Source organism: Puniceispirillum sp. (SeqCode) (genome assembly GCF_965657105.1).
In the GTDB taxonomy this organism is placed as follows: Bacteria; Pseudomonadota; Alphaproteobacteria; order Puniceispirillales; family Puniceispirillaceae; genus Puniceispirillum.
In genome coordinates, this window is the sequence record NZ_CBFHNB010000040.1 from 1 (window position 1) to 20,476 (window position 20,476).

The window sequence follows — 20,476 nt, forward strand, 5'->3', positions numbered from 1 at the left end:
GCCGTTAATCCAATCAAGGCTGAATTTGTGTTTTTATTGCATGGAAGTGTGCCTGCCGAAATTAGCCATTTTGAAAGGGTCTTTAACTTGTTTGATGGCCGGTCTGAGGCTCAAGTCCAGCATGCGCGTACACAATGGAAAAGCTGGGCTGATCTTGGCGCTGTCGAGCGTGGTTACTTTGCTGAAACGGATGATGGACGATGGGAGAAAAAGGCCTAAATCCATTTGACTGATAAATCTATGAAGTTATGACTTGTGCCAAACGGTCTGCTCTTGTATTGAAGCCGAATATTCCATTATCGCTGACATCAGAGGATCGCAACATGGCACTCGAAAGAACTTTTTCTATCATCAAACCTGACGCAACACGCCGTAATTTGACCGGCCAGGTCAATGCTCGCCTTGAAGCTGCAGGCCTTCGCATTGTCGCACAAAAGCGCGTTCTTCTCAGTGACCGCGAAGCTAAAGAATTCTACGCAGTTCATGCTGAACGCCCGTTTTACAATGATCTGGTTTCATTTATGACATCAGGCCCGGTTGTTCTTCAGGTTCTCGAAGGCGAAAATGCCATTGCTAAAAATCGTGAGACAATGGGCGCAACGAATCCAGCAGATGCTGCTGACGGCACTATTCGTAAAGATTTTGCTGAATCAATCGAAGCTAATTCTGTTCATGGATCAGACAGCCCTGAAAATGCGGCGATCGAGATTGCCTATTTCTTTGCAGGTTCAGAAATTACTGGCTAAATGAACATGCCAAAAAGGCGTGTCCACATCAAAAGCACGAAGGCGGGTGAAATCCCGCCTTTTGTATATAATTATTATATGTCTATTTAAACTTGGCCTAGAGCAAGGTTGCTGCCATGGCTATAAGCGTGACAATCACCAAGCCAATAACAATCTTTGAAGCGGTCATAAAACCGTTATAGATAGCTAGATGCGACTTGGCCTGCTTGTCAAAATTTGAAGTGTCCATATTAACTCTCTCACACAGTATTTATTGCGTTTTTAAACTTTCATTTACATAATTTATGGCTCATACCATCGCAAAAATCAATGCGGCATTAAGGCCAAATTAATGCAGATTCAATCTGCTGTCGCGCTTTATGACCAAGGCGACCAAGCGCAGCTTCTTTGTTATGCCAGATAATGCCCGAAGCGGTGAGTTCAAGGTCACCATGAGCCAGACTGCTAAGCACAAGCGGATATAGAATATGCTCAAGTGCCAAAACGCGTGCAGCCAATGTTATGGCGGTATCGTCAGGGTTTATTGTGAGCGCTGATTGCAGAATGATGGGGCCATCATCGAGTTTTTCTGACACGATATGGACGCTAACGCCATGCTGTTTAGCACCATCCGCAAGCGCGCGCTCATGCGTATCGAGCCCTTTATAGGCCGGCAAAAGCGAAGGGTGAATATTCAGAATGCGGGGCGCAAAACGATCTATGAATGCGGCGCCGATGATGGCCATATATCCTGCCATAAAAATATAATCAGGCTTAGCATCGGCCAGAATGGCGCACATGGCGCGGTCATGATCTGCACGCGTGTCAAAATCCGAACGATTGACAATTTTGGTTGGAATACCGCGTGCTGCAGCACTTTCGATGCCTAGACATGGTTTGTTAGCTACAACCAGACAAATTATACTGTTATGATTAGCTTCAATGTTGTCAGCTAACGCTTCCATATTGCTACCACGTCCGGAGATAAGAATGGCGACGCGAATCATGGAACGATCTATTTGCCCTGCCAATGATGGCTATTATTCAATACCACTGGAGGTGCGTTTTCACGGGGACGCAGGCTACCTATGATGGTTGCATCTGGCTCAATACCGGCATGTAAGCTGGTAATCATGGCTTCGGCTTGATCAGGGCTGACGAAAATGATGAGGCCGATGCCGCAATTAAAGGTGCGCGCCATTTCATGTAATTCCATATTACCGCCATCACGAAGCCAGCCAAAAACAGGCGGCAAATCATAAAGAACGCAATCAATGTCCAAAGTCAGATCATCGGCATAGACGCGCGGTGGGTTTTCAATCAATCCGCCGCCAGTCACATGCACAATGCCTGATACGCCGCCATGATCAAGGGCGTTTTTGGCGGCCTTCTGATAAATGCGGGTCGGTGTTATCAAGGCCTCACCAAGCGATTGGGCTGAGTCAAACGGTGCTGGTGCGGATAGATCGGCACCAGTGACGTCAATAATTTTTCTAACAAGTGAGAAGCCGTTTGAATGAACGCCAGAAGATGGGATGCCAATCGCAATATCACCAGCCTTGGGTTGGCCGGGGGCTAGCAAGGTGCCACGCTCAGCAGCGCCAACACAAAAGCCCGCAAGATCATAACTGCCAGCCCCATAAAGCCCCGGCATTTCAGCTGTTTCACCACCAATGAGCGCGCAATCGCATTCAATACAGCCATCGGCAATGCCAGCGATAACGTCAGCGGCCACATGCGGTTCCAACTTTCCTGTTGCAAAATAATCTAAGAAGAACAGAGGCAAAGCGCCTTGTGCTAGAATATCATTGGCACACATGGCAACTAAATCAATGCCAAGGCCACGGTGAATGTTGATTGCTTTGGCCAATTCCAGCTTTGTGCCTACACCATCGGTTGCGGCTACCAGTACGGGGTCGGAAAAGCCAGCAGCTTTCAAATCAAACAGTCCGCCAAAACCACCAAGATCAGCCTCACTACCGCTTCGTCTTGTGCGTTTTGCATGCGGGGCAATTTCACGAATAAGCGCGTCACCCGCGTCAATATCGACGCCGGCATCTTTGTAGCTTAGCGGATTTGTATTGTTTTCTTGGTTAGACATGCTGGTCTCGGGGCATTTGAGTGATATAAGAAGTATAGTCTTTTCTGCATCAGGATCATAGGCGTTGTAAGTATGTCTGTAACGTTATTTTCATTTTTACGTCTTCGAGCAGACCTTTATTGGTATCGGGTCTCTGTTTTTTGTTTTCGCATTGGCTTTTTTATAAGTATATGTCTGGTTATGACATCAGCTGCCAATGCCTCTGAACGCTGTGTCGAACCTGTTTTTGGGGTTGCTGACATCGTTATTGATCAGACGGCGGATAATGCCAATGCCGCGCGGACAAAAGGGATGCGCTTGGCGGCTGAAAGGGCGTTCGTGACTGTGCTTGATCGGCTGTTAATGGCACCCGAACGTCGTGATGCCTTTTTGCAAAAACATGACCTAGATGAATTCACAGATTTCGTTCATATCATTGAAGAAAATAATCTACCAAAGCGCTATATAGGCCGCCTTGATTTTTGTTTTGATGCCCAGCGCCTGCGCTCAGCGCTAAAGCAGGCTAATCTTCGTTGGTCAGAATTGCAAAGCCCACCGATCCTTGTGGTGCCTGTTTGGAATGGGACAGATGGTGCCCGGGCATGGCAATTGAAAAATAAGTGGATTGGTGCGTGGCATCAATTTGTCAGTAGTAATAAAGGTCTGGTTTCTTTTCGTATTCTGCAACCAACACTCTACCGTGAGCGCCGGTTACGCGCCGAAGACTTGTCTGCTGCTAATCAGCAATATCTGGCCAGTGCGGCGGTTCTAGCTGAAGCGCAGCAGGTGCTTTTGGTTATTGCCAATGAAGATTACGATGCCAGCACCCGCTTGGTGGATGTATCTGCTGACTTGTATGATGGTGATGGCAAGTATTTATCCGCAGTTTTCAAACATGGCAAATCAGCGATAGGCAAAGTTGCAGGTAAGAATGATCTCGCTACGATTATTAATCGTCATATAATTAGCATTGCTGAATCAATGGAAGAAGGCTGGCATGCTGCTAATTTGATGGGGGATCCCGTTTCAAGCCGACTGACTGTTGATGTGCCCATTGAGACCCTAGCTGACTGGGCATCACGTTTACAAACGCTACGTTCTATTGCTGTGATTGATAAAATGGAAATCCATAAATTGGATATAACTTCGGCAATCGTTTCACTGCAACTTGTTGGGCCCGTGACGGCACTTGAAAATGCTCTGGCAGTTCATAACTTGCAGTTACGCATGAAGGATGATGGCTTGCCTGTCTTGACTGTGGCGCAGGGAAATTAGGGTTTAACATGCAGCAAATTCCAATGGATTTGTCTTTCCGGTCAGCACAGGATCGAGACAGTTTTTTCATTAGCGCAAGCAATCAGCTTGCAGCTGATTGGATTGATCGCTGGCCTGATTGGCCTGGCCAGATGCGAGCGCTAAATATTGTCGGTGAGTCTGGTTCCGGAAAATCACACCTTGCGGCTGTTTGGCAGGAGCAATCCGGTTCGGTGTCACTATCCAAAGCTGATGCTGATATGGTTCATAGGTTGATGGAAAAAAATGCTACGGCACCATGCTTTATTCTTGAAAATTTAACTGCAGAAAATACTGACGAAGAGTCGCTTTTCCATTTTTTGAATGCGATCAAGTCGGTTCAGGGGTCATTATTGATTTTGTCATCCATGCCCATCGCTTTGATGAATTGGAATCTGGCTGATTTAATATCGCGCTTAAAAGCCATCAACATTGCGCAGATCGAATTACCCGATGACATATTATTGTTTGCGCTGCTGGAAAAATACTTTGCTGAACGACAGCTTGTCGCGCCACATAATATGCTTCATTATATAGTCAGTCGGATGGATAGATCATTCAGCGCGGTACACCAGATTGGTGCTGCATTAGATCGTGAAGCCCTAGCCAGCAAAAAGAGTTTGTCGATCAATCTGGCGCGGGACGTTCTGCATAAACAACTAGAAATAGATCTTTAAAACGTTGCTATCAAAAAAGATTGCAAAAAACATTTCATAAGGTGAATAGTATGCTTGATTTTGGAATTGCGAATAGAAATGCCATTGTTTGTGCGTCAAGTAAAGGGCTCGGTTTTGGCTGTGCCGACGCTTTGGCAGGGGCTGGTGTCAATGTAACGATGTGCGCAAGAGGTGGTGATGTGCTTCGTGATGCGGCAAAGCTTATTCGTGACAAGCATGACGTAAAGGTGACGGAAGTTGTTTGCGATGTGACCACAGATGAGGGCCGCGCCGCCTTGCTTGATGCTACTGGTGATGTTGATATATTGGTCAATAACGCTGGTGGCCCCCCTCCAGGTGATTTTCGCGACTGGACGCGCGAGACATGGATCACGGCGCTTGATGCGAATATGCTAGCTGCGTTCTCGTTGATTCAGGCTGTGATAGATCCTATGATCGAACGAAAATTTGGGCGAATTGTTAATATCACATCTGGGTCGGTTAAATCCCCAATCCCGGCACTTGGTCTTTCAAATGGTGCGCGTGCGGCGCTTACTGGATTTTGTGCTGGTCTATCGCGTCAGGTAGCCGAACATAATGTTACCATAAACGGGCTACTGCCAGGTCAGTTCAATACTGACCGCATAGAATCATTAATCGCCAATTCAGCTAAAAATGAAGGCCGCTCACCTGATGATGTGCGCACTAGCTTTGAACAGGCTACGCCTGCCAAACGACTTGGCGAAATTGAGGAATTCGGGTTTGCCTGTGCATGGATGTGTAGCGCGCATTCTGGCTTTCTAACAGGCCAGAACATCCTGATTGATGGTGGTAAATTTAACAGTACGTTATAGCCTAGCTAAGCTCGATTACTCTGATCTTGCCGTTTTTAACGGCAAGGCCAATCTCGCCAGATTTCAGTTTCAAGGCGGTGTTGCCAAACACCTCGCGGCGCCAGCCTTGTAACGCTCTTATCGGTGCATCATCGTCAGTGGCCAGCAATTCCAAATCGTCACTCGAAGCAATAAGTCTTGGCGCTATATTATGGTGATCGGTTGTATATTTCAGCAAGACCCGAAGCAATTCCATAACTGCTTGAGGCGGCCTTACAGGTTTACCCCGTGATGGGATGACAGGCAATTCGCTCTCGGGAATAGACGCAACATCTTGAATGATCTTGAGCACGGGTTTCACAAATTTGCCATCTGTACCACCAGGAAAATTTCTGATTTTGCTGAATTCTGAGGTTGTTTTGGGTGCGGTACCTGCAAGGTCAATTAAAGTTTCATCACGTATCACACGGTTGCGTGGTACGTTACGACTCTGTGCTTCAATCTCGCGCCAGGCGGCCAGTTGCATCAACCGCATTAATGCAGGTGCTTTCAAATGCCTTATTTTAATGCGTTTCCAGGCATCATCAGGTTTGGTGATATAGGTCGCCGTATCAGAGAATTTTTTGAATTCTTCATCAAGCCAATTGGTTCGGTTTTCGGTAGCAATCTTGTCCAACATGATTGGATATATCTGTGCCAGATAAATAACATCGTCTAAAGCATAGGAAATCTGCCTGTCGGTAAGTGGGCGCTTTGACCAGTCAGTAAAGCGCGATGTTTTGTCAACATTCTTACCCAGAATCGATTTTACCAAACTGTCATAGCCAATCTGGTCGCCATGCCCACATACCAAACCTGCAATTTGGGTATCATAAACGGGGCTTGGTAACCCACCCATCTCATTTAGAAAAATTTCCATATCCTGATTGCCCGCATGAAACACCTTGATGATACTTTCATCTCGCATAAGGCTCCATAAGGGTTCCAGATCCAAGTTTTTGGCCAGTGGATCAATCGCAACTGCCTTGGTGCCATCACCGACCTGTATCAGGCAAAGTTGCGGGTAATAGGTGCGTTCGCGCATGAATTCTGTATCAATGGCGAGGAAAGGCTTACCCCGAAATTCCTCTACCACGCGTGACAAACCTGCATTCGTTGTTATCAAGGCGTCAGGCGGTAGCTTTTCGAGTGGGATGGAATTATCGGGCTCATTGCGCTTTGCGCGGGAGTTTTTTGTTTGATTATGATCCATTTTACCTCAATCCTTATTGCTGTGTATAAGGTAAAAAATCGGCATGGCAAAGATAAACCTATTGAAAACATCAACGCGCGTTCATAAATCTGTAATATGAAATCACAATATATCAAAACCGGATGCGTCTCGCTTCTCTCAGGAATGATGCTTTTTTCTGTCGTTGAACCTGGTTTGGCTGGGGCTGTTGTTGCGCATCGTGCGTTTTATGAAATGACCCTTGGCGAGATGAATAAAAACTCATCAGTGTTAAGTGTGTCAGGTCGGTCAGCCTATTCGGTCGAGCGCGATTGTGATGGCTGGCGTTCAATTGAAGATTATGTAATCGAGTTTGGTATCGCAGGCGGTAATGTTCAACGCATTCTATCGCATTTCGAGTCATGGGAAGCTGATGCCGGTGATAAATACAGTTTTGATATTGAAGAAAAAAGCACTTTTGAAGGTGATAAGCAATTTAGCGGCTTTGCCCAAATGACAGCACAGGGTGGGGACGCGTTTTTTAATAATGAATTAAATGATAAAGTCACTCTGCCTGATGACACGTTCTTTCCGATGCAACATGTTGAGGAAATAATCGAGTCGGCAAATGCGGGAACAAGGATTGTTGCAGCCAGTGTGTTTACGGGTGCCGAACCAGAAGATGCCTTGATGACAACAAATACGGTTATTGGCGGTTGGCGCTCAAGCGAAGCGCCTAATTCTTTTGGTGGCTTTGCTGATAAAGGCTTTTGGCCAGTTAATATTGCCTATTTCAAGCCTTTGGCAACTGCGTCTGAACCGTCCTATGAAATAAATTTTTCATTACAGTCGAACGGTGTCGTTCGTGATTATGAAATTGATTATGGTGAATTCAGCATCAAGGCAAATTTACTGAATATCGAAGATGTGAGCTTACCGGTATGTGAGTAAAGCTGGTTAGCTTTATCCGTTCAAAAAAGCTGCGCCTGCAACAACAGCATTATTCCCTGATTGTGACTGTAAAAGCTGGGTTTTGACCTTTGCGGTGTGAACGTATCCTGGCCATTTCCTTGGCACAGTGGTTAACAGCCTTTCAAAGCACCCTACAGTGCCCCCAAGCATGATGACATCGGGATCAAGCATATTTATGATCAAAGCTGTTGCACGGCCAATACGGTCCTCTAGAACCTGCAAGGCGCTTTCGGCGACAATATCCATACCATGTGCCGCTGTTGCGATTGCGGTGGCAGATAGTTGGCTGTCGGTAATGCGGAAATAATCATCTTCCATGCCGCGTGCTGACACAAAGCTGTCAAGGCACCCAACACGCCCACACCAGCAATCATGTCCGTCTAATTCGTGTGGTACTGGCCATGGAAGGGGGATATGCCCCCAGTTTGCGGCAATATCATTACGGCCACGTATCAATTTTTTATCGATCACCAGCCCGCCCCAGCTACTGTCATCGATCAGCATCCCAAAGACATTATCATGATCTTTTGCACCAGCATGTCGCGCTTCCCATAAGGTGAAACACGCACCACTATTGGCAAGCGTCACATGCCGTCCCAAAGATGCCTGAAGATCAGCTTGCAGATTTTTACCGTTTAACGATTCCAGATAGCTGTTTTGAGCTATGCCTTCATGCACAAAACCCGGCACTGCAACGCCGACAATACCATCATGGGATATGTCAGCTGTGACTGCGGCTATCAGGTTGGATATGGTGTGAAGAATGTCCCGATAACTGTCTAAAGGTGTTTCGGCCTGTTTCAGACATAAAAATTCACCGCCATCCGAAAGAATGGCGGTGCTGATAATACGCGATCCAATGTCTAAACCAAGACGCATGCTGACACCAGCACTTGGCTGTTACTTGATTTTTGCTTCACGAAACAGAACATGTTTGCGTGCGCGTGGATCAAATTTCTTGAGCTCCAGCTTTTCTGGCTTTGTACGTGGGTTCTTTTTGGTCACGTAAAAATAGCCTGTGTCAGCTGTGCTAACGAGCTTGATTTGAAGGGTAGCAGGCTTTGCCATGTCACTAACTCCGGATAGGGGCGGGTTAACGCCGTAAAACAGGCCGCAAATTGCGTGATTATGAGGCTAATGTCAAGTCAGATCATCGGCTTTTTCGGCGGCTCGTTTTGTTTTTTCTGTGACTGGATCGTTTATTCGCTTTTGCTGATGAGCGGTTTTCACCCTTTTTAAGCGCTATTCGGCTATTTCGCTTTGGGTGGTCGTCAGTTAATCCGCCGCTGACCCATCTTAGCAGGATGCCGCCAGATACGGCATTAACCTCGGCAATTTGAACACCTAACTCGGTGCCGACGCCAAATGTCCAGCCGGTATGACGCCCTTCCAGCCATTGTCCTGATGCGTCCAGATCATAATAATCATCAGGCAGATTTTTCAGCGGCAGAAATCCATCTGCCTTGCCATCATCAAGACGTAAAAAGGCGCCAAAACCGGTAATGGCAACAATGACAGCGTCCATTGTTTCATCGATGCGGCTTTCAAAAAATGCTGCTGCAAACCGATCAATACTTCGTCGCTCTGCCCCTGCGGCATTTGCTTCGGTCTCGGAAATATGTGTGCAGATTTCACTCATTATCTCAAGCGGCATATCTAAAAGACCATCAACAGGCGACTTTTTTCCTTTTGCGGCGTGATCAACAAGTGCGCGGTGAACCATCAAATCTGCATAGCGGCGAATAGGTGATGTAAAATGTGCATAATTTCTAAGCGATAAGCCAAAATGTCCTATGTTATTAATGTCATAGACAGCTTTTGATTGGCTGCGTAATACAGCTTCATTAACCATCAATTCATCAGTTGTGTCTTTAACATGGGCAAGTAATTTGTTGAAATGATGTGGTTGTAAAACCTGTCCACGGGTAAATTTACCCCCAATAGCATCTGCCAATTTGTGCAGACTATCTGCTTTTTTGGGATCAGGTGCATCATGAACACGAAATACACATGGGCGCTTGGCAGCTATCAACGTATCTGCAGCCGCAACATTGGCGGCGATCATGAAATCTTCAATCAGCCTCTGGGATTCGCTTTGTTTGCGCAGGGCAATACCCACAGCATTATTACTGTCATCAAACTCGACGCGGCGTTCCTGAAGATCAAGCGCAAGTGGCTCGCGGGCGGTGCGGTCAATATTTAACGCATGCCATGCGCCAAACAGCGCATGCAATGTGCCGTGCGGCACGTCGGCATCAGCTTCATCAATGGTGCCATCAAAAACGGCCTGGACCGTGTCATAGGTCAGGCGGGCATGAGATTTGATCAAGGCGCGCTCTATTGAATGGCTGATCCTTTTTCCCTCATTATCGATAAATATCTCGGCTACCATGGCGGCTCTATCTTCATGCGGCCGCAATGAACATAGATCATTCGAGATAGCCTCAGGCAACATGGGCACTACCAAGTCTGGTAGATATACAGAGTTTCCTCTTGTTCTGGCTTCCTTATCGAGGCTGGAACCCTGACGCACGTAATGAGAAACGTCAGCAATAGCGATCAAAAGCCGCCAGCCACCAGTGTCGGTTGGTTCGGCAAAGACAGCATCATCAAAATCCTTGGCATCGGCACCGTCAATGGTGACAAGGGCGGTATCACGTAAATCGAGCCGCCCTTTCGCAGATGGTGTCTTGAGCGCATTGGCTTCATTGATGACCGCATCAGGGAAATGATGGCGTATGTTGAATTCAGCAATCGCCAGCGCACTGAACGCGCCTGAATTACGGGATGATCCAAGATTGTGAATAATTCTAGCGGTCTTTGCCAGATACCCTTTTGAGGGCAATAGTTCGGCTTCGACAAGGTCGCCAGCTACGCATGGTGCTGATGATGATGTTTGCAAATTAATAGCATCGCGTTTGCCGCGTTCGGCAGGCATGAGCTTAAAGCCCTTATTTGATGCAATGACCTCGCCGAACAGCCTTTTTTGCTGGCGTTCGAGAACTTTGATAATGCGTGCCTCATACAGATTGGGACCGACCCGGGCGAGGCGCGCTAAGATTGTCTGGCCAATAGATGGTGCACGCCCTGCTTTGCGGCTCAGAATGACACGTATTTCGGGGGCATCGCCTTCATTAGCACTGTTTTCACCGGCAACTCGTGCCATACCATCACCATTATCGTCGAATGACACGAGTTCAAGCACAGTGACTTCGGGTAATTGATCAGGCGTTGCGATACGCCGCCCTTCGCGGCGCGCCAGAGTGCCTTGTTCGCTAAGACTTCGTAAAAGCCGTCGCAAGGGCGCACGATATTCCTGTCCGATATTGAACGCGCGGGCAATCTCACGCTGGGTAGGGGGGGTAGCACAGCTATTTACATAATCTGTGATGGCCTGTTGCGTAGGTAGCCCCGTTATATTCTTGTCATCGCTATTGTCTTTATCAGCCACTAGTTAACTTTCTTGGCGCTCTTTTTAGCGGTCGCTTTTTTCTTGGCTGCCGCTTTCTTCTTAGCTGGGGCTTTCTTTTTGGGAGCTGCCTTTTTCTTTGCGGCAGCCTTTTTAGCTGTTTTCTTTGCGGGTGTCTTAGCAGCTTTTTCGGCGAGAAGCTCAATCGCCTTTTCCAGTGTCACATCTGCAATATCAACGTCTTTTGGCAGTGTCGCGCGAAGTTTATTATGTTCAACATAGGCGCCATAGCGCCCTGCTTTGACATAAACATCGCCTTTGGCTGGATGAGCACCAAGCACACGCCCCTTTTTCTTGGCCGATTCGGCAAGCAAATCAACTGCCCGGTTGATGCCAACAGTCAGCAAATCGTCATCAGCAGGCAGGCTTGTAAAACCACCTTGATATTTCAGATAGGGGCCAAAGCGTCCCAAACCAGCCTGTATCATGTCGCCTGTTTCTGGGTGTGCGCCAACATCACGAGGAAGTGCCAATAGAGACAATGCGCGCTCAAGATCGATAGCAGCTGCACTTTCGCCCTTTGGTAAGGACGCACGTTTGGGTTTTTTGGTTTCAGGGTCACCAATCTGAACATAAGAGCCATAGGGGCCTTTACGCAGGAATACTGGCAGTTCAGTTGCCGGATCCATACCGAGATTTTTGTCACCCACAGGCGCATCATCCTCAGTACCATCACTATCGGTCAGTTTGCGGGTGAATTTACATTCTGGATAATTTGAACAGCCGACAAAAGCACCAAATTTTCCAAGCTTAAGCCCAAGACGTCCATCAGCACAATTCGGACATGAGCGAAGCAATGCGCCATTTTCATCAGCTTTAAAGAAATGTGGACCCAACTCTTCGTCAAGAACGTCAAGAACGTTTGTGATGGTTAAATCTTTGGTGCCATCAATAGCTGACTTAAAATCACGCCAGAAATTGGCAAGCAATGCTTTCCAGTCAAGGCGGCCAGCCGAGACTTCGTCAAGTTGGCTTTCAAGCTGGGCGGTGAAATCATATTCGACATACCGGTCAAAAAAGTTTCCAAGGAATGTCGAAACAAGACGACCACGATCTTCAGGTATGAAACGATTGCGGTCTTTGACAACATAATCGCGGTTTTGCAAGACTTGAATAATCGAGGCATAGGTAGAAGGCCGACCAATGCCAAGTTCTTCCATACGCTTAACAAGGCTGGCATCAGTGAAACGTGGAGGAGGCTGGGTAAAGTGCTGTTCGGGTGCCACGTTCTGTGTAACCAGATTTTCGCCTTCTTTCATTTCAGGAAGCAGATTAGAACGGCTTTCGTCCTTTTCATCCTTGTCGTCTTGGCTTTCCATATATACGGATAAATAACCATCAAAGACCATGACCTGGCCATTGGCGCGTAAGGTAACGCTACCAGTTGGATCGGTGATATCAACACCTGTCTGGTCAAGTTCGGCAGATTGCATCTGGCTGGAAATTGTCCGCTTCCAGATCAATTCATATAATCTGAACTGATCGTGATCCAGAAAGCTACGCATCGCTTCCGGGTCACGGGCAATATCTGTCGGACGAATGGCTTCATGCGCTTCCTGGGCATTAGCGGCTTTGGTTTTATAAATACGAGGATTTTCAGGCAGATAGCGGCTACCAAAGCGCGACCCAATATCATCTCGTAAGGCGGCTATGGATTCCTTGCCAAGCTGAACACCATCGGTACGCATATAGGTAATCAGGCCGGTTGTATCACTGCCAATATTGATGCCTTCATAAAGCCGTTGGGCAATCTGCATTGTCCGGCTTGCTGAAAATCCAAGTTTGCGCGACGCTTCTTGTTGCAATGTCGATGTTGTGAATGGCGGTGATGGATTACGTTTGACGCGTTTGGTTTCAATCGTTTTAACCGATAAATCAGCAGCATTGATTTTGGCTTCAGCCGCTTTCGCTGCGGCTTCGTTTGGAATGCCTAATTTGTCAAGCTTTTCACCATCAATATGGGTCAGGCGGGCAGTGAATTCACGGCCATCGGCCTTAGCCATTCTGGTATCCACGCTCCAATATTCATCGGTTATAAAGGCTTCAATTTCGGCTTCGCGTTCGCAAATCAGGCGCAAGGCAACCGATTGGACACGGCCAGCTGATTTTGAACCGGGCAGTTTGCGCCACAGAACAGGTGAAATAGAAAAACCAACCAGATAGTCAAGTGCACGTCGCGCTCGATAGGCATCGATCAATTCTTCATCCAGCGCGCGCGGGTTGTCCATCGCTGTCAAAATTGCCGATTTGGTGACTTCGTTAAAAACAACGCGCTCGACCGGTATGTCTTTTACAAGCTTTTTGGCTTTTAATTGTTCTAGTACATGCCAGCTAATCGCTTCCCCCTCGCGGTCAGGGTCAGTAGCGAGAATTAACTTGTCTGCATTTTTCAGCGCGTTGGTAATTTCCTTGAGATGTTTTTCAGAACCAGAAGAAATCTGCCATTTCATCTCGAAATCATTTTCTGGGGAAACGGATCCGTCCTTGCTTGGCAAATCACAAACATGCCCGTATGAGGCAAGCACTTTATAGCCGTCACCTAGGTAACGGTTAATGGTTTTTGCTTTGGCAGGTGATTCGACAATAACGACTTTCATTGGATGATCCGATTATTAAAGGAAGCCATCCGATATAACGTAAAATGTGATTTGTCAAAATATCTGACGCGTTTTTTGTTTTTGACGCATATTTATGCCTCGAATGCCGCTATTTTAGACACCCTGTTGCCATGATGTCGCAATACAACCCCCGCAAGTTCCAGTTCAAGCAACGCTGCCCAAACAATTGAGGCCGGCATATCACATAGATGAATAATATCATCTATCGCCACTGGATCGGGGCCAACGCCTTCAGTGATAATGCTACGGCATTTGTTGACTGCATTGCTATTGGGTTCAGGCGCATTGGCATCTTGAACAGGCGGCGGCGGGGGCTGGGATGCTGTATAGGGTCGGCTTAGACATTCAAGGATATCTGACGTGTTTTGCACCAATGTCGCGCCTTCACGGATCAGTTTGTTACAGCCTTCTGATCTTGGATCAAGCGGAGAGCCGGGAATTGCCATTACCTCACCACCGCGTTCACCTGTTTCTCGGGCTGTTATTAACGATCCGGACTTGGCAGCCGCTTCGACCACAATAACGCCATGTGACAGACCGGCGATAATGCGGTTGCGGATTGGAAAATGCCGCGGTGTCGGTTGGGTGCCAGGCGGCATTTCGGCTAATAACAGGCCACGCTCAATGATCGAATCAAAAAGATCAGCGTTTTCTTGCGGATAGACCAGATCTATACCGCTAGCGATGACAGCAATCGTTCCGTTATCAAGCGCGCCATTATGAGCCGCAGTGTCAATGCCGCGGGCAAGCCCCGATACTATGATATAGCCATGTGAGCCAAGTTCGCTGGCTAGTTTTTCGGATAATCGCATAGCATTTATCGAGGCATTACGGGCGCCAACCATTGCCAGCATGGGCTTTTGCAACAGATGTATATTTCCTTTTGCTGATAATAAGGCCGGCGCATCATCAAACATATCAAGCTGGCGAGGATATTGCTCGGTGCCGCGAAACAGTAAAGTCGCGCCAGCGGCTTGATTCGCGTTAAATTCGGCTTCGGCAACAGCGAGGCTGGCAGGAATCAGCTTTCTACCCCCGCGTTTGGCTAGTTCGGGTATGGCTCGCAGGGCTTCTTTCGCCGTTTTGTAACGTCGCATTAGCAATTTATATGTCATTGGCCCGACATTTTGCGTGCGGATTAGCCGAATGCGTGCCAGCTTTTCGGAATGTTCCATCCGTATAGCTATAAAGCACTGACCTTAACCAAAGGTTAACTCAGAAGTATAATATGATTTATTTTTTGGTTTTGCTGTTCTGGCCAATTTTGGTTTCCTGACCGGATAGCAATCGGCCAATATTGGCATGATGACGCGTCCAGATCAGGCCTGTCATCACGATCATGAAAACCGGGACTAAATCGGCATTATTCATGCTGCTGCCATCAAAAATAAAGGCACCAATGGTTGCCCCCATTGTGGCAACAAGTGCCGCCAATGATGAATAGCGGGCAATAAAAGCGGTGCCAAGCCACAGCACAGCAAATATAAGGCCAAACCGGATGTCCAAAGCGCTCATGACGGCAAGATATGTGGCGACACCTTTACCCCCTTTGAAGCCAATCCAAACGGGGAAGCAATGCCCGATGATGGCAATCAAGCCAGCAAGTGCAGCTACATTCCCATCTGCAAAATGCTTTGCCAGCAGAACAGCAACAGCCCCTTTGCCCGCATCTAGGATCAAGGTGAGGGCGGCGACAGAGCGTTTTCCCGTTCGCAATACATTCGTAGCACCAATGTTGCCACTGCCAATCTCACGAACATCCCCTCCGCCGAACAAATGTGTTAGAACAAGGCCAAATGGAATCGAGCCCATGACATAGGCGGAGAGCCCGATCCATATATAATCAAAACTTGTCATAAGCATACCGTAACGTTTGTTTAACCGCGTCTAAAGGTTTCTTTGCCGCCGACATAGGTCGCGTCAATAACGCCTTGAACGGGCTGTCCCTCAAAAGGTGTGACACGCGAAGCCGAGGCAAAGTTCACCCCTTTTACAATCCATCCTGTGTCTGGACGGAACAGAATGACATCGGCCATACTTCCGGGTGCCAGACTACCACCAGGAACATCAAGTATAGTGGCAGGTGCAAGGCTGAGAATTTCAATTGCGCGCATCATGGAAATAAGGTCAGCATGCACAAGGCTCATCGTCAGGGCGAATAACGTATCAATGCCTGATGCGCCTGGCTGTGAAGGCCCAAACGGCTGCATTTTGGCATCACCATCGACAGGCGTATGATCCGATGAAACCGCATCGATTGTTCCATCTGCAAGCCCTTCGATAACAGCAAGTCGGTCGTCTTCGCTTCGTAATGGTGGCGATAATTTCATAGCCGTATCATAGGTGCTTACAGCCAGTTCGTTCAGGATAAAATATGGTGGAGCCGTATCTGCCGTAACAGGCAACCCTTCTGCTTTGGCTTTACGCACGGCGTCGATGCCGGCCCGTGTGCTAATATGTGCTACATGGTAGCGACCACCGGTAAGGCGAACCAGATGCAGGTCGCGGTCAATGATGATAACTTCGGCGACTGATGGGCTGCCGATTAGGCCAAGGCGGGTGGATGTTTCGCTTTCATTCATTTCGCCATCGGCTGTTAGTGACGCATCTTCACAATGTTGAATGACAGGTTTGTCAATCATGCTGGCATAGGAAAGTAACCGGCGCATCACCAATGCATCCTGAATTGATGTGAGGCCATTACTAAATCCAACCGCGCCTGATTCCGCCATCAAACCTAATTCGGCCATTTCTTTGCCAGCAAGCCCTTTTGTGGCCGCGCCGTAAACATAGAGCCGTGAACCACCCTGACGCGATGCGCGAAGGCAAAGCGAGTCAATCATGGCGGGATCATCAATTATCGGCAAGGTATTTGGCAAGCAGGCAAAAGCTGTAACGCCGCCCGCCGCTGCCGCGAATAAAAGGCTGTTCAGGTCTTCCAGATGTTCTGCGCCCGGATCACCAGACTGAACGCGCATGTCAACCAAGCCCGGAGCCAGATAGCTTTGGGCACAATCAACAATTTTTGCATCTTTGGATGGTTTGGGCGCATCGCCCAGACGACAGTCAGTAATGATGCCGTTTTCAACAGAAACATGGCCGATTCCATCCATATCTTGAGATGGATCTATGATACGGGCATTTATAAACTGGATATTAGTCATGAGGCATTGTCCAGTCCAAGAGCCACCGCCTCAAGACAGGCCATGCGCGCCGCAACCCCCATTTCAACTTGTGTGCGTATCAGGCTTTTTTCAACATCATCAGCAGTTGTCGAGTCAATCTCGACGCCGCGGTTCATTGGCCCAGGGTGCATGATCAAGGCATCAGGTGCTGACCGTTCGAGTTTGGCTTTATCTAGGCCAAAGAAATTGAAATATTCGCGCTGTGATGGCGTTTCGGTTCCCGCCATACGTTCAGTTTGCAAACGAAGCATCATCACGATATCTGCATCTCTGATGCCTGTTTCCAGATCAGTGAAGACACTGACCCCCATCTGGTCAATGGCCGCAGGCAACAAGGTTGATGGACAGACTAGCCGTATTTCAGCGCCCAATGTGCCAAGAAGGTGAATATTTGATCGGGCAACGCGGCTATTGGCAATGTCGCCGCATATGGCGATCCGTAATCCCTCAATACGACCAATACGGCGACGAATGGTCAGGGCGTCAAGCAACGCTTGTGTGGGATGTTCATGTCTGCCATCGCCAGCATTGATCACCGCAGCGTCGACATGCTGGCTTAACAATTTGGCGGCACCAGCACAATTATGGCGAACAACCAGAATATCAGGGTGCATTGCGTTTAATGTGGTAGCTGTATCAAGCAGGGTCTCGCCTTTTTTGACTGATGATCCAGCCACCGAAATATTCAACACCGAACCGCCAAGGCGTTTGGCGGCCAATTCGAAAGAAACGCGGGTACGCGTTGAATTTTCGTAAAAGAGATTGACTATTGTTTTGCCTTTAAGCGCCGCAGATATGTCTGACTGCGGATTATTGGCAAACATGTCGCCCCTATCAAGAAGGGCGCGGATCAGAAGTGGGGACATGCCCTCAATACCAAGCAGGTGTTTTGATGGCAGACTTACTGGCACCGAGGCATCAACCGAAGCAGAATGTTTAGATGACGTCTTGTTCATGAAAATTAGTGTATAATCGAAACCGATGCTTTTGGTCTAGCTATATTTCGAATTGGCAAAATAACATATTATGAAATGTTTAATCTGGAATGATTGCGCGATCATGAATTGTGTCGAGTGCTGATTGCAAAATCCAGCCAGCGGCGAGGGCATCACGCCGCACGGCGCGTTTGGCGCGGGTCATGTCAGCAGCAATCATAGCGCTTTCGACCGCCTGTGTGGATAAGCGTTCATCTTGGAAAAATACTGGAATATCTCTTATTCGCATGAGGGCATAGGCAAAGTCCCGCGTCGAGTCGCATCGCGGCCCGGTCGATCCATCCATATTCACTGGCCATCCAAGAACCAATCCACCCACATTTTGCTCATCTACCAGCTTAAATAGCTCGGCAACATCTGGGGTGAATTTTGTGCGATACAGAATTTTTATGGGTGTTGCGATTGTCAGCCCGGCATCAGATAAGGCCAAACCGATAGTTTTTTTGCCAATATCAAGTCCAAGAAGGCGCTGACCATCAGAAATTGACTGTTTTACATCGTTTAGCTTGCAGATCGGCATGGTGAATGATATTTCGCTTGTTGAACTTACCTATTAACAGCAAAAAGCACAGTGATATGTCCGTTGACAAGACCACAGTCGCTAAAATTGCCCGTTTGGCTCGAATTCATGTTGATGAAGCGCGCCAAGAGGCTATTGCCGACGAATTGAACGGTATCCTCGCATGGATTGCCGAACTTGATGAAGTGAATACAGACAATGTGGAGCCTTTGGCAAGCGTAACGGGACATTCATTGCCGATGCGCGAAGATGTTGTTACCGACGGTGGCTATGTTGATGATGTGCTGGCTAATGCACCTGAGTCAGCAAGTGGATTTTTTGTTGTGCCAAAGGTTGTTGAATAATGCAGGACTTGCTCGCTTTATCAGCTGTTGAGGCGCGTGTTGCCCTTGACGCAAAAGATATTTCATCGGTTGAATTGACCAGCGCCTATATTCAGGCTGCTGAAGATACAGCCTCTCTCAACAATTATGTTCTGCTTACCGCAGACAAAGCACTTGATATGGCAAGTGATGCTGACAAAAGAATAGCCGCCGGTAATAGTGGTGTGTTGGAAGGTCTGCCAATTGGTGTGAAGGATATGTTTTGTACCAAAGGCGTTACATCAACGGCATGTTCAAAAATTCTTGATGGGTTCACGCCTGTTTACGAAAGCACCGTAACCGCCAATATGTGGGCACAGGGCGGAGTGATGCTTGGTAAACTTAATTGTGATGAATTTGCAATGGGATCGGCTAATGAAACCAGTTTTGCCGGGCCGGTTATAAACCCGTGGGACGCTGGCGATGGTGTTGATCTCGTTCCAGGTGGATCATCAGGCGGATCGGCTTCGTCAGTTGCCGCGCGTTCGGCTTTGCTGAGCGTAGGTACTGATACAGGCGGCTCAATTCGCCAGCCAGCCTCTTTCTGTGGCGTTGTCGGGCTTAAGCCAACCTATGGGCGTTGTTCGCGCTGGGGCATTGTTGCCTTTGCCTCATCGCTTGATCAGGCAGGGCCATTTTCACGCGATGTTGCCGATAACGCGCTGTTGCTGAGTGCGATGGCAGGTCATGATTCCAAAGACTCGACTTCGGCCAACACGCCGCTTCAGGATGTTGTTGCGGCGGTTGGCGCGGGCGTCAAAGGGATGAAAATCGGAATTCCGCGTGAATATCGCATGGATGGTATGGATAGTGATGTTGAAAAACTCTGGCTACAAGGTCAGGAATGGCTGAAAGATGCTGGTGCCGAATTGGTTGATATTTCATTGCCGCATACCAAATACGCTTTGCCAGCTTACTACATTATTGCCCCGGCTGAGGCGTCATCGAATCTGGCGCGATATGACGGTGTGCGCTATGGCAATCGCATTGAAGCAGAGTCCCTTGACGAGATGTATGGTTTAACCCGTGCAGAAGGCTTTGGCGATGAAGTACAGCGCCGTATAATGATCGGCACATATGTTTTGTCGGCTGGCTATTACGATGCCTATTATCTCAAAGCCCAGCGCGTCAGGCGATTAATCAAAAATGATTTTGATGAGGTTTTTACAAAGGTTGATGCCATTCTGACGCCAGCAACGCCATCTGCCGCATTTCCAGTGGGACGCAAGGTTGATGATCCAGTTACAAATTATCTGAATGATGTCTTTACGGTGCCAGCCAATCTAGCTGGTTTGCCAGGCATGTCTGTGCCAGCTGGATTTAATCAGTCTGGCTTGCCACTTGGCCTACAGATACTAGCCAAGCCATTTGACGAAGCCTCTATCTATAAAGTTGGAAAAGTTATCGAGGATTCGGCCGCGATAAGCACAATGCCGCAACGCATGGCAGGAGGTGTGTGATGAGTGATCTTGTTGCAGGACGCACAGGCGATTGGGAAGTTGTGATTGGACTTGAAGTACATGCGCAGGTTTCATCATCTGCCAAACTGTTTTCAGGC

The 20,476-nt window shown here is 47.9% G+C and carries 21 protein-coding genes; 8 read left to right on the plus strand and 13 right to left on the minus strand.

The genetic code is table 11. The features are described 5' to 3' along the window. Positions 1-219: DNA polymerase III subunit chi (locus ACTF7Q_RS06815; RefSeq protein ID WP_438997098.1), on the plus strand; the 219-nt coding region annotated here is incomplete at its 5' end. 104 nt (positions 220-323) lie between these two features. Next, positions 324-746, plus strand: a complete 423-nt coding sequence (gene ndk / locus ACTF7Q_RS06820; RefSeq protein ID WP_438997099.1) for a nucleoside-diphosphate kinase — start codon at positions 324-326, stop codon at positions 744-746. A 97-nt stretch (positions 747-843) separates the two neighbouring features. Here the strand turns inward: ndk and ACTF7Q_RS06825 are convergent, their stop codons facing one another. The 3 genes from ACTF7Q_RS06825 to purM all read right to left on the minus strand — a co-directional run bounded on the left by ACTF7Q_RS06825 (position 844) and on the right by purM (position 2,826). Next, a complete protein-coding gene (locus tag ACTF7Q_RS06825; RefSeq protein ID WP_438997100.1) occupies positions 844-975 on the minus strand; it encodes a hypothetical protein in 132 nt (43 codons plus the stop codon). An 88-nt stretch (positions 976-1,063) separates the two neighbouring features. Further along, complete coding sequence (purN, locus tag ACTF7Q_RS06830) at positions 1,064-1,732, minus strand: phosphoribosylglycinamide formyltransferase (RefSeq protein ID WP_438997101.1); 669 nt, start codon at positions 1,730-1,732, stop codon at positions 1,064-1,066. Between the two features lie 8 nt (positions 1,733-1,740). Beyond that, positions 1,741-2,826 (minus strand): phosphoribosylformylglycinamidine cyclo-ligase, encoded by a 1,086-nt coding sequence (gene purM / locus ACTF7Q_RS06835; protein ID WP_438997102.1) that lies wholly within the window; start codon positions 2,824-2,826, stop codon positions 1,741-1,743. A 180-nt stretch (positions 2,827-3,006) separates the two neighbouring features. Between purM and ACTF7Q_RS06840 the strand changes: the two genes are divergently transcribed. The 3 genes from ACTF7Q_RS06840 to ACTF7Q_RS06850 are packed head-to-tail and all read left to right on the plus strand — an operon-like array spanning position 3,007 to position 5,608. Then, the gene (locus ACTF7Q_RS06840; protein WP_438997103.1) at positions 3,007-4,080 is read left to right on the plus strand and encodes a DUF2066 domain-containing protein; all 1,074 of its coding nucleotides are present in this window, start codon (positions 3,007-3,009) and stop codon (positions 4,078-4,080) included. An 8-nt stretch (positions 4,081-4,088) separates the two neighbouring features. After that, positions 4,089-4,775, plus strand: a complete 687-nt coding sequence (locus ACTF7Q_RS06845; RefSeq protein ID WP_438997104.1) for a hypothetical protein — start codon at positions 4,089-4,091, stop codon at positions 4,773-4,775. 50 nt (positions 4,776-4,825) lie between these two features. Continuing rightward, on the plus strand, positions 4,826-5,608 hold the full coding sequence (locus tag ACTF7Q_RS06850) for an SDR family oxidoreductase (protein ID WP_438997105.1): 783 nt from the start codon (positions 4,826-4,828) through the stop codon (positions 5,606-5,608). A 1-nt stretch (position 5,609) separates the two neighbouring features. On the opposite strand, the gene rnd is transcribed toward ACTF7Q_RS06850, so the two are convergent. Beyond that, a complete protein-coding gene (gene rnd / locus ACTF7Q_RS06855) occupies positions 5,610-6,839 on the minus strand; it encodes a ribonuclease D (protein WP_438997106.1) in 1,230 nt (409 codons plus the stop codon). Positions 6,840-6,986: 147 nt separating this feature from the next. Here rnd and ACTF7Q_RS06860 point away from each other — a divergent pair, with 147 nt between their 5' ends. Continuing rightward, entirely contained in the window at positions 6,987-7,748 is a 762-nt protein-coding gene (locus ACTF7Q_RS06860) for a cell envelope integrity EipB family protein (RefSeq protein WP_438997107.1), read from the plus strand. Between the two features lie 12 nt (positions 7,749-7,760). Here the strand turns inward: ACTF7Q_RS06860 and ACTF7Q_RS06865 are convergent, their stop codons facing one another. The 9 genes from ACTF7Q_RS06865 to ruvX form a co-directional block, all read right to left on the minus strand. Continuing rightward, the gene (locus tag ACTF7Q_RS06865) at positions 7,761-8,648 is read right to left on the minus strand and encodes an ROK family protein (RefSeq protein WP_438997108.1); all 888 of its coding nucleotides are present in this window, start codon (positions 8,646-8,648) and stop codon (positions 7,761-7,763) included. 21 nt (positions 8,649-8,669) lie between these two features. After that, a complete protein-coding gene (rpmG, locus tag ACTF7Q_RS06870) occupies positions 8,670-8,837 on the minus strand; it encodes a 50S ribosomal protein L33 (protein ID WP_013045491.1) in 168 nt (55 codons plus the stop codon). An 82-nt stretch (positions 8,838-8,919) separates the two neighbouring features. Continuing rightward, positions 8,920-11,220: a ribonuclease R gene (rnr, locus tag ACTF7Q_RS06875; protein WP_438997109.1), complete on the minus strand. Its 2,301-nt coding sequence runs from the start codon at positions 11,218-11,220 to the stop codon at positions 8,920-8,922. Further along, positions 11,220-13,835 (minus strand): type I DNA topoisomerase, encoded by a 2,616-nt coding sequence (gene topA / locus ACTF7Q_RS06880; RefSeq protein ID WP_438997110.1) that lies wholly within the window; start codon positions 13,833-13,835, stop codon positions 11,220-11,222. Before topA ends, rnr begins: the two co-directional genes overlap by 1 nt. A gap of 92 nt (positions 13,836-13,927) precedes the next feature. Further along, positions 13,928-15,031: a DNA-processing protein DprA gene (dprA, locus tag ACTF7Q_RS06885; RefSeq protein ID WP_438997111.1), complete on the minus strand. Its 1,104-nt coding sequence runs from the start codon at positions 15,029-15,031 to the stop codon at positions 13,928-13,930. Positions 15,032-15,089: 58 nt separating this feature from the next. Beyond that, positions 15,090-15,719 carry a glycerol-3-phosphate 1-O-acyltransferase PlsY gene (gene plsY / locus ACTF7Q_RS06890; protein ID WP_438997112.1) on the minus strand — a complete coding sequence of 210 codons (630 nt, stop codon included), beginning with the start codon at positions 15,717-15,719 and terminating at the stop codon, positions 15,090-15,092. A 14-nt stretch (positions 15,720-15,733) separates the two neighbouring features. Then, complete coding sequence (locus tag ACTF7Q_RS06895) at positions 15,734-17,020, minus strand: dihydroorotase (RefSeq protein ID WP_438997113.1); 1,287 nt, start codon at positions 17,018-17,020, stop codon at positions 15,734-15,736. After that, on the minus strand, positions 17,017-17,997 hold the full coding sequence (locus ACTF7Q_RS06900; protein WP_438997114.1) for an aspartate carbamoyltransferase catalytic subunit: 981 nt from the start codon (positions 17,995-17,997) through the stop codon (positions 17,017-17,019). The genes ACTF7Q_RS06895 and ACTF7Q_RS06900 overlap by 4 nt, the downstream gene beginning before the upstream one ends. 79 nt (positions 17,998-18,076) lie before the next feature. Then, positions 18,077-18,556, minus strand: coding sequence for a Holliday junction resolvase RuvX (ruvX, locus tag ACTF7Q_RS06905; protein WP_438997115.1), 480 nt, complete (start codon positions 18,554-18,556; stop codon positions 18,077-18,079). A gap of 56 nt (positions 18,557-18,612) precedes the next feature. On the opposite strand from ruvX, the gene gatC reads away from it, so the two are divergent. Together gatC and gatA are read left to right on the plus strand one after the other, a co-directional pair. Then, entirely contained in the window at positions 18,613-18,900 is a 288-nt protein-coding gene (gene gatC, locus ACTF7Q_RS06910) for an Asp-tRNA(Asn)/Glu-tRNA(Gln) amidotransferase subunit GatC (protein WP_438997116.1), read from the plus strand. Next, positions 18,900-20,378 carry an Asp-tRNA(Asn)/Glu-tRNA(Gln) amidotransferase subunit GatA gene (gene gatA, locus ACTF7Q_RS06915; protein WP_438997117.1) on the plus strand — a complete coding sequence of 493 codons (1,479 nt, stop codon included), beginning with the start codon at positions 18,900-18,902 and terminating at the stop codon, positions 20,376-20,378. Before gatC ends, gatA begins: the two co-directional genes overlap by 1 nt. Positions 20,379-20,476 lie beyond the last annotated feature (98 nt).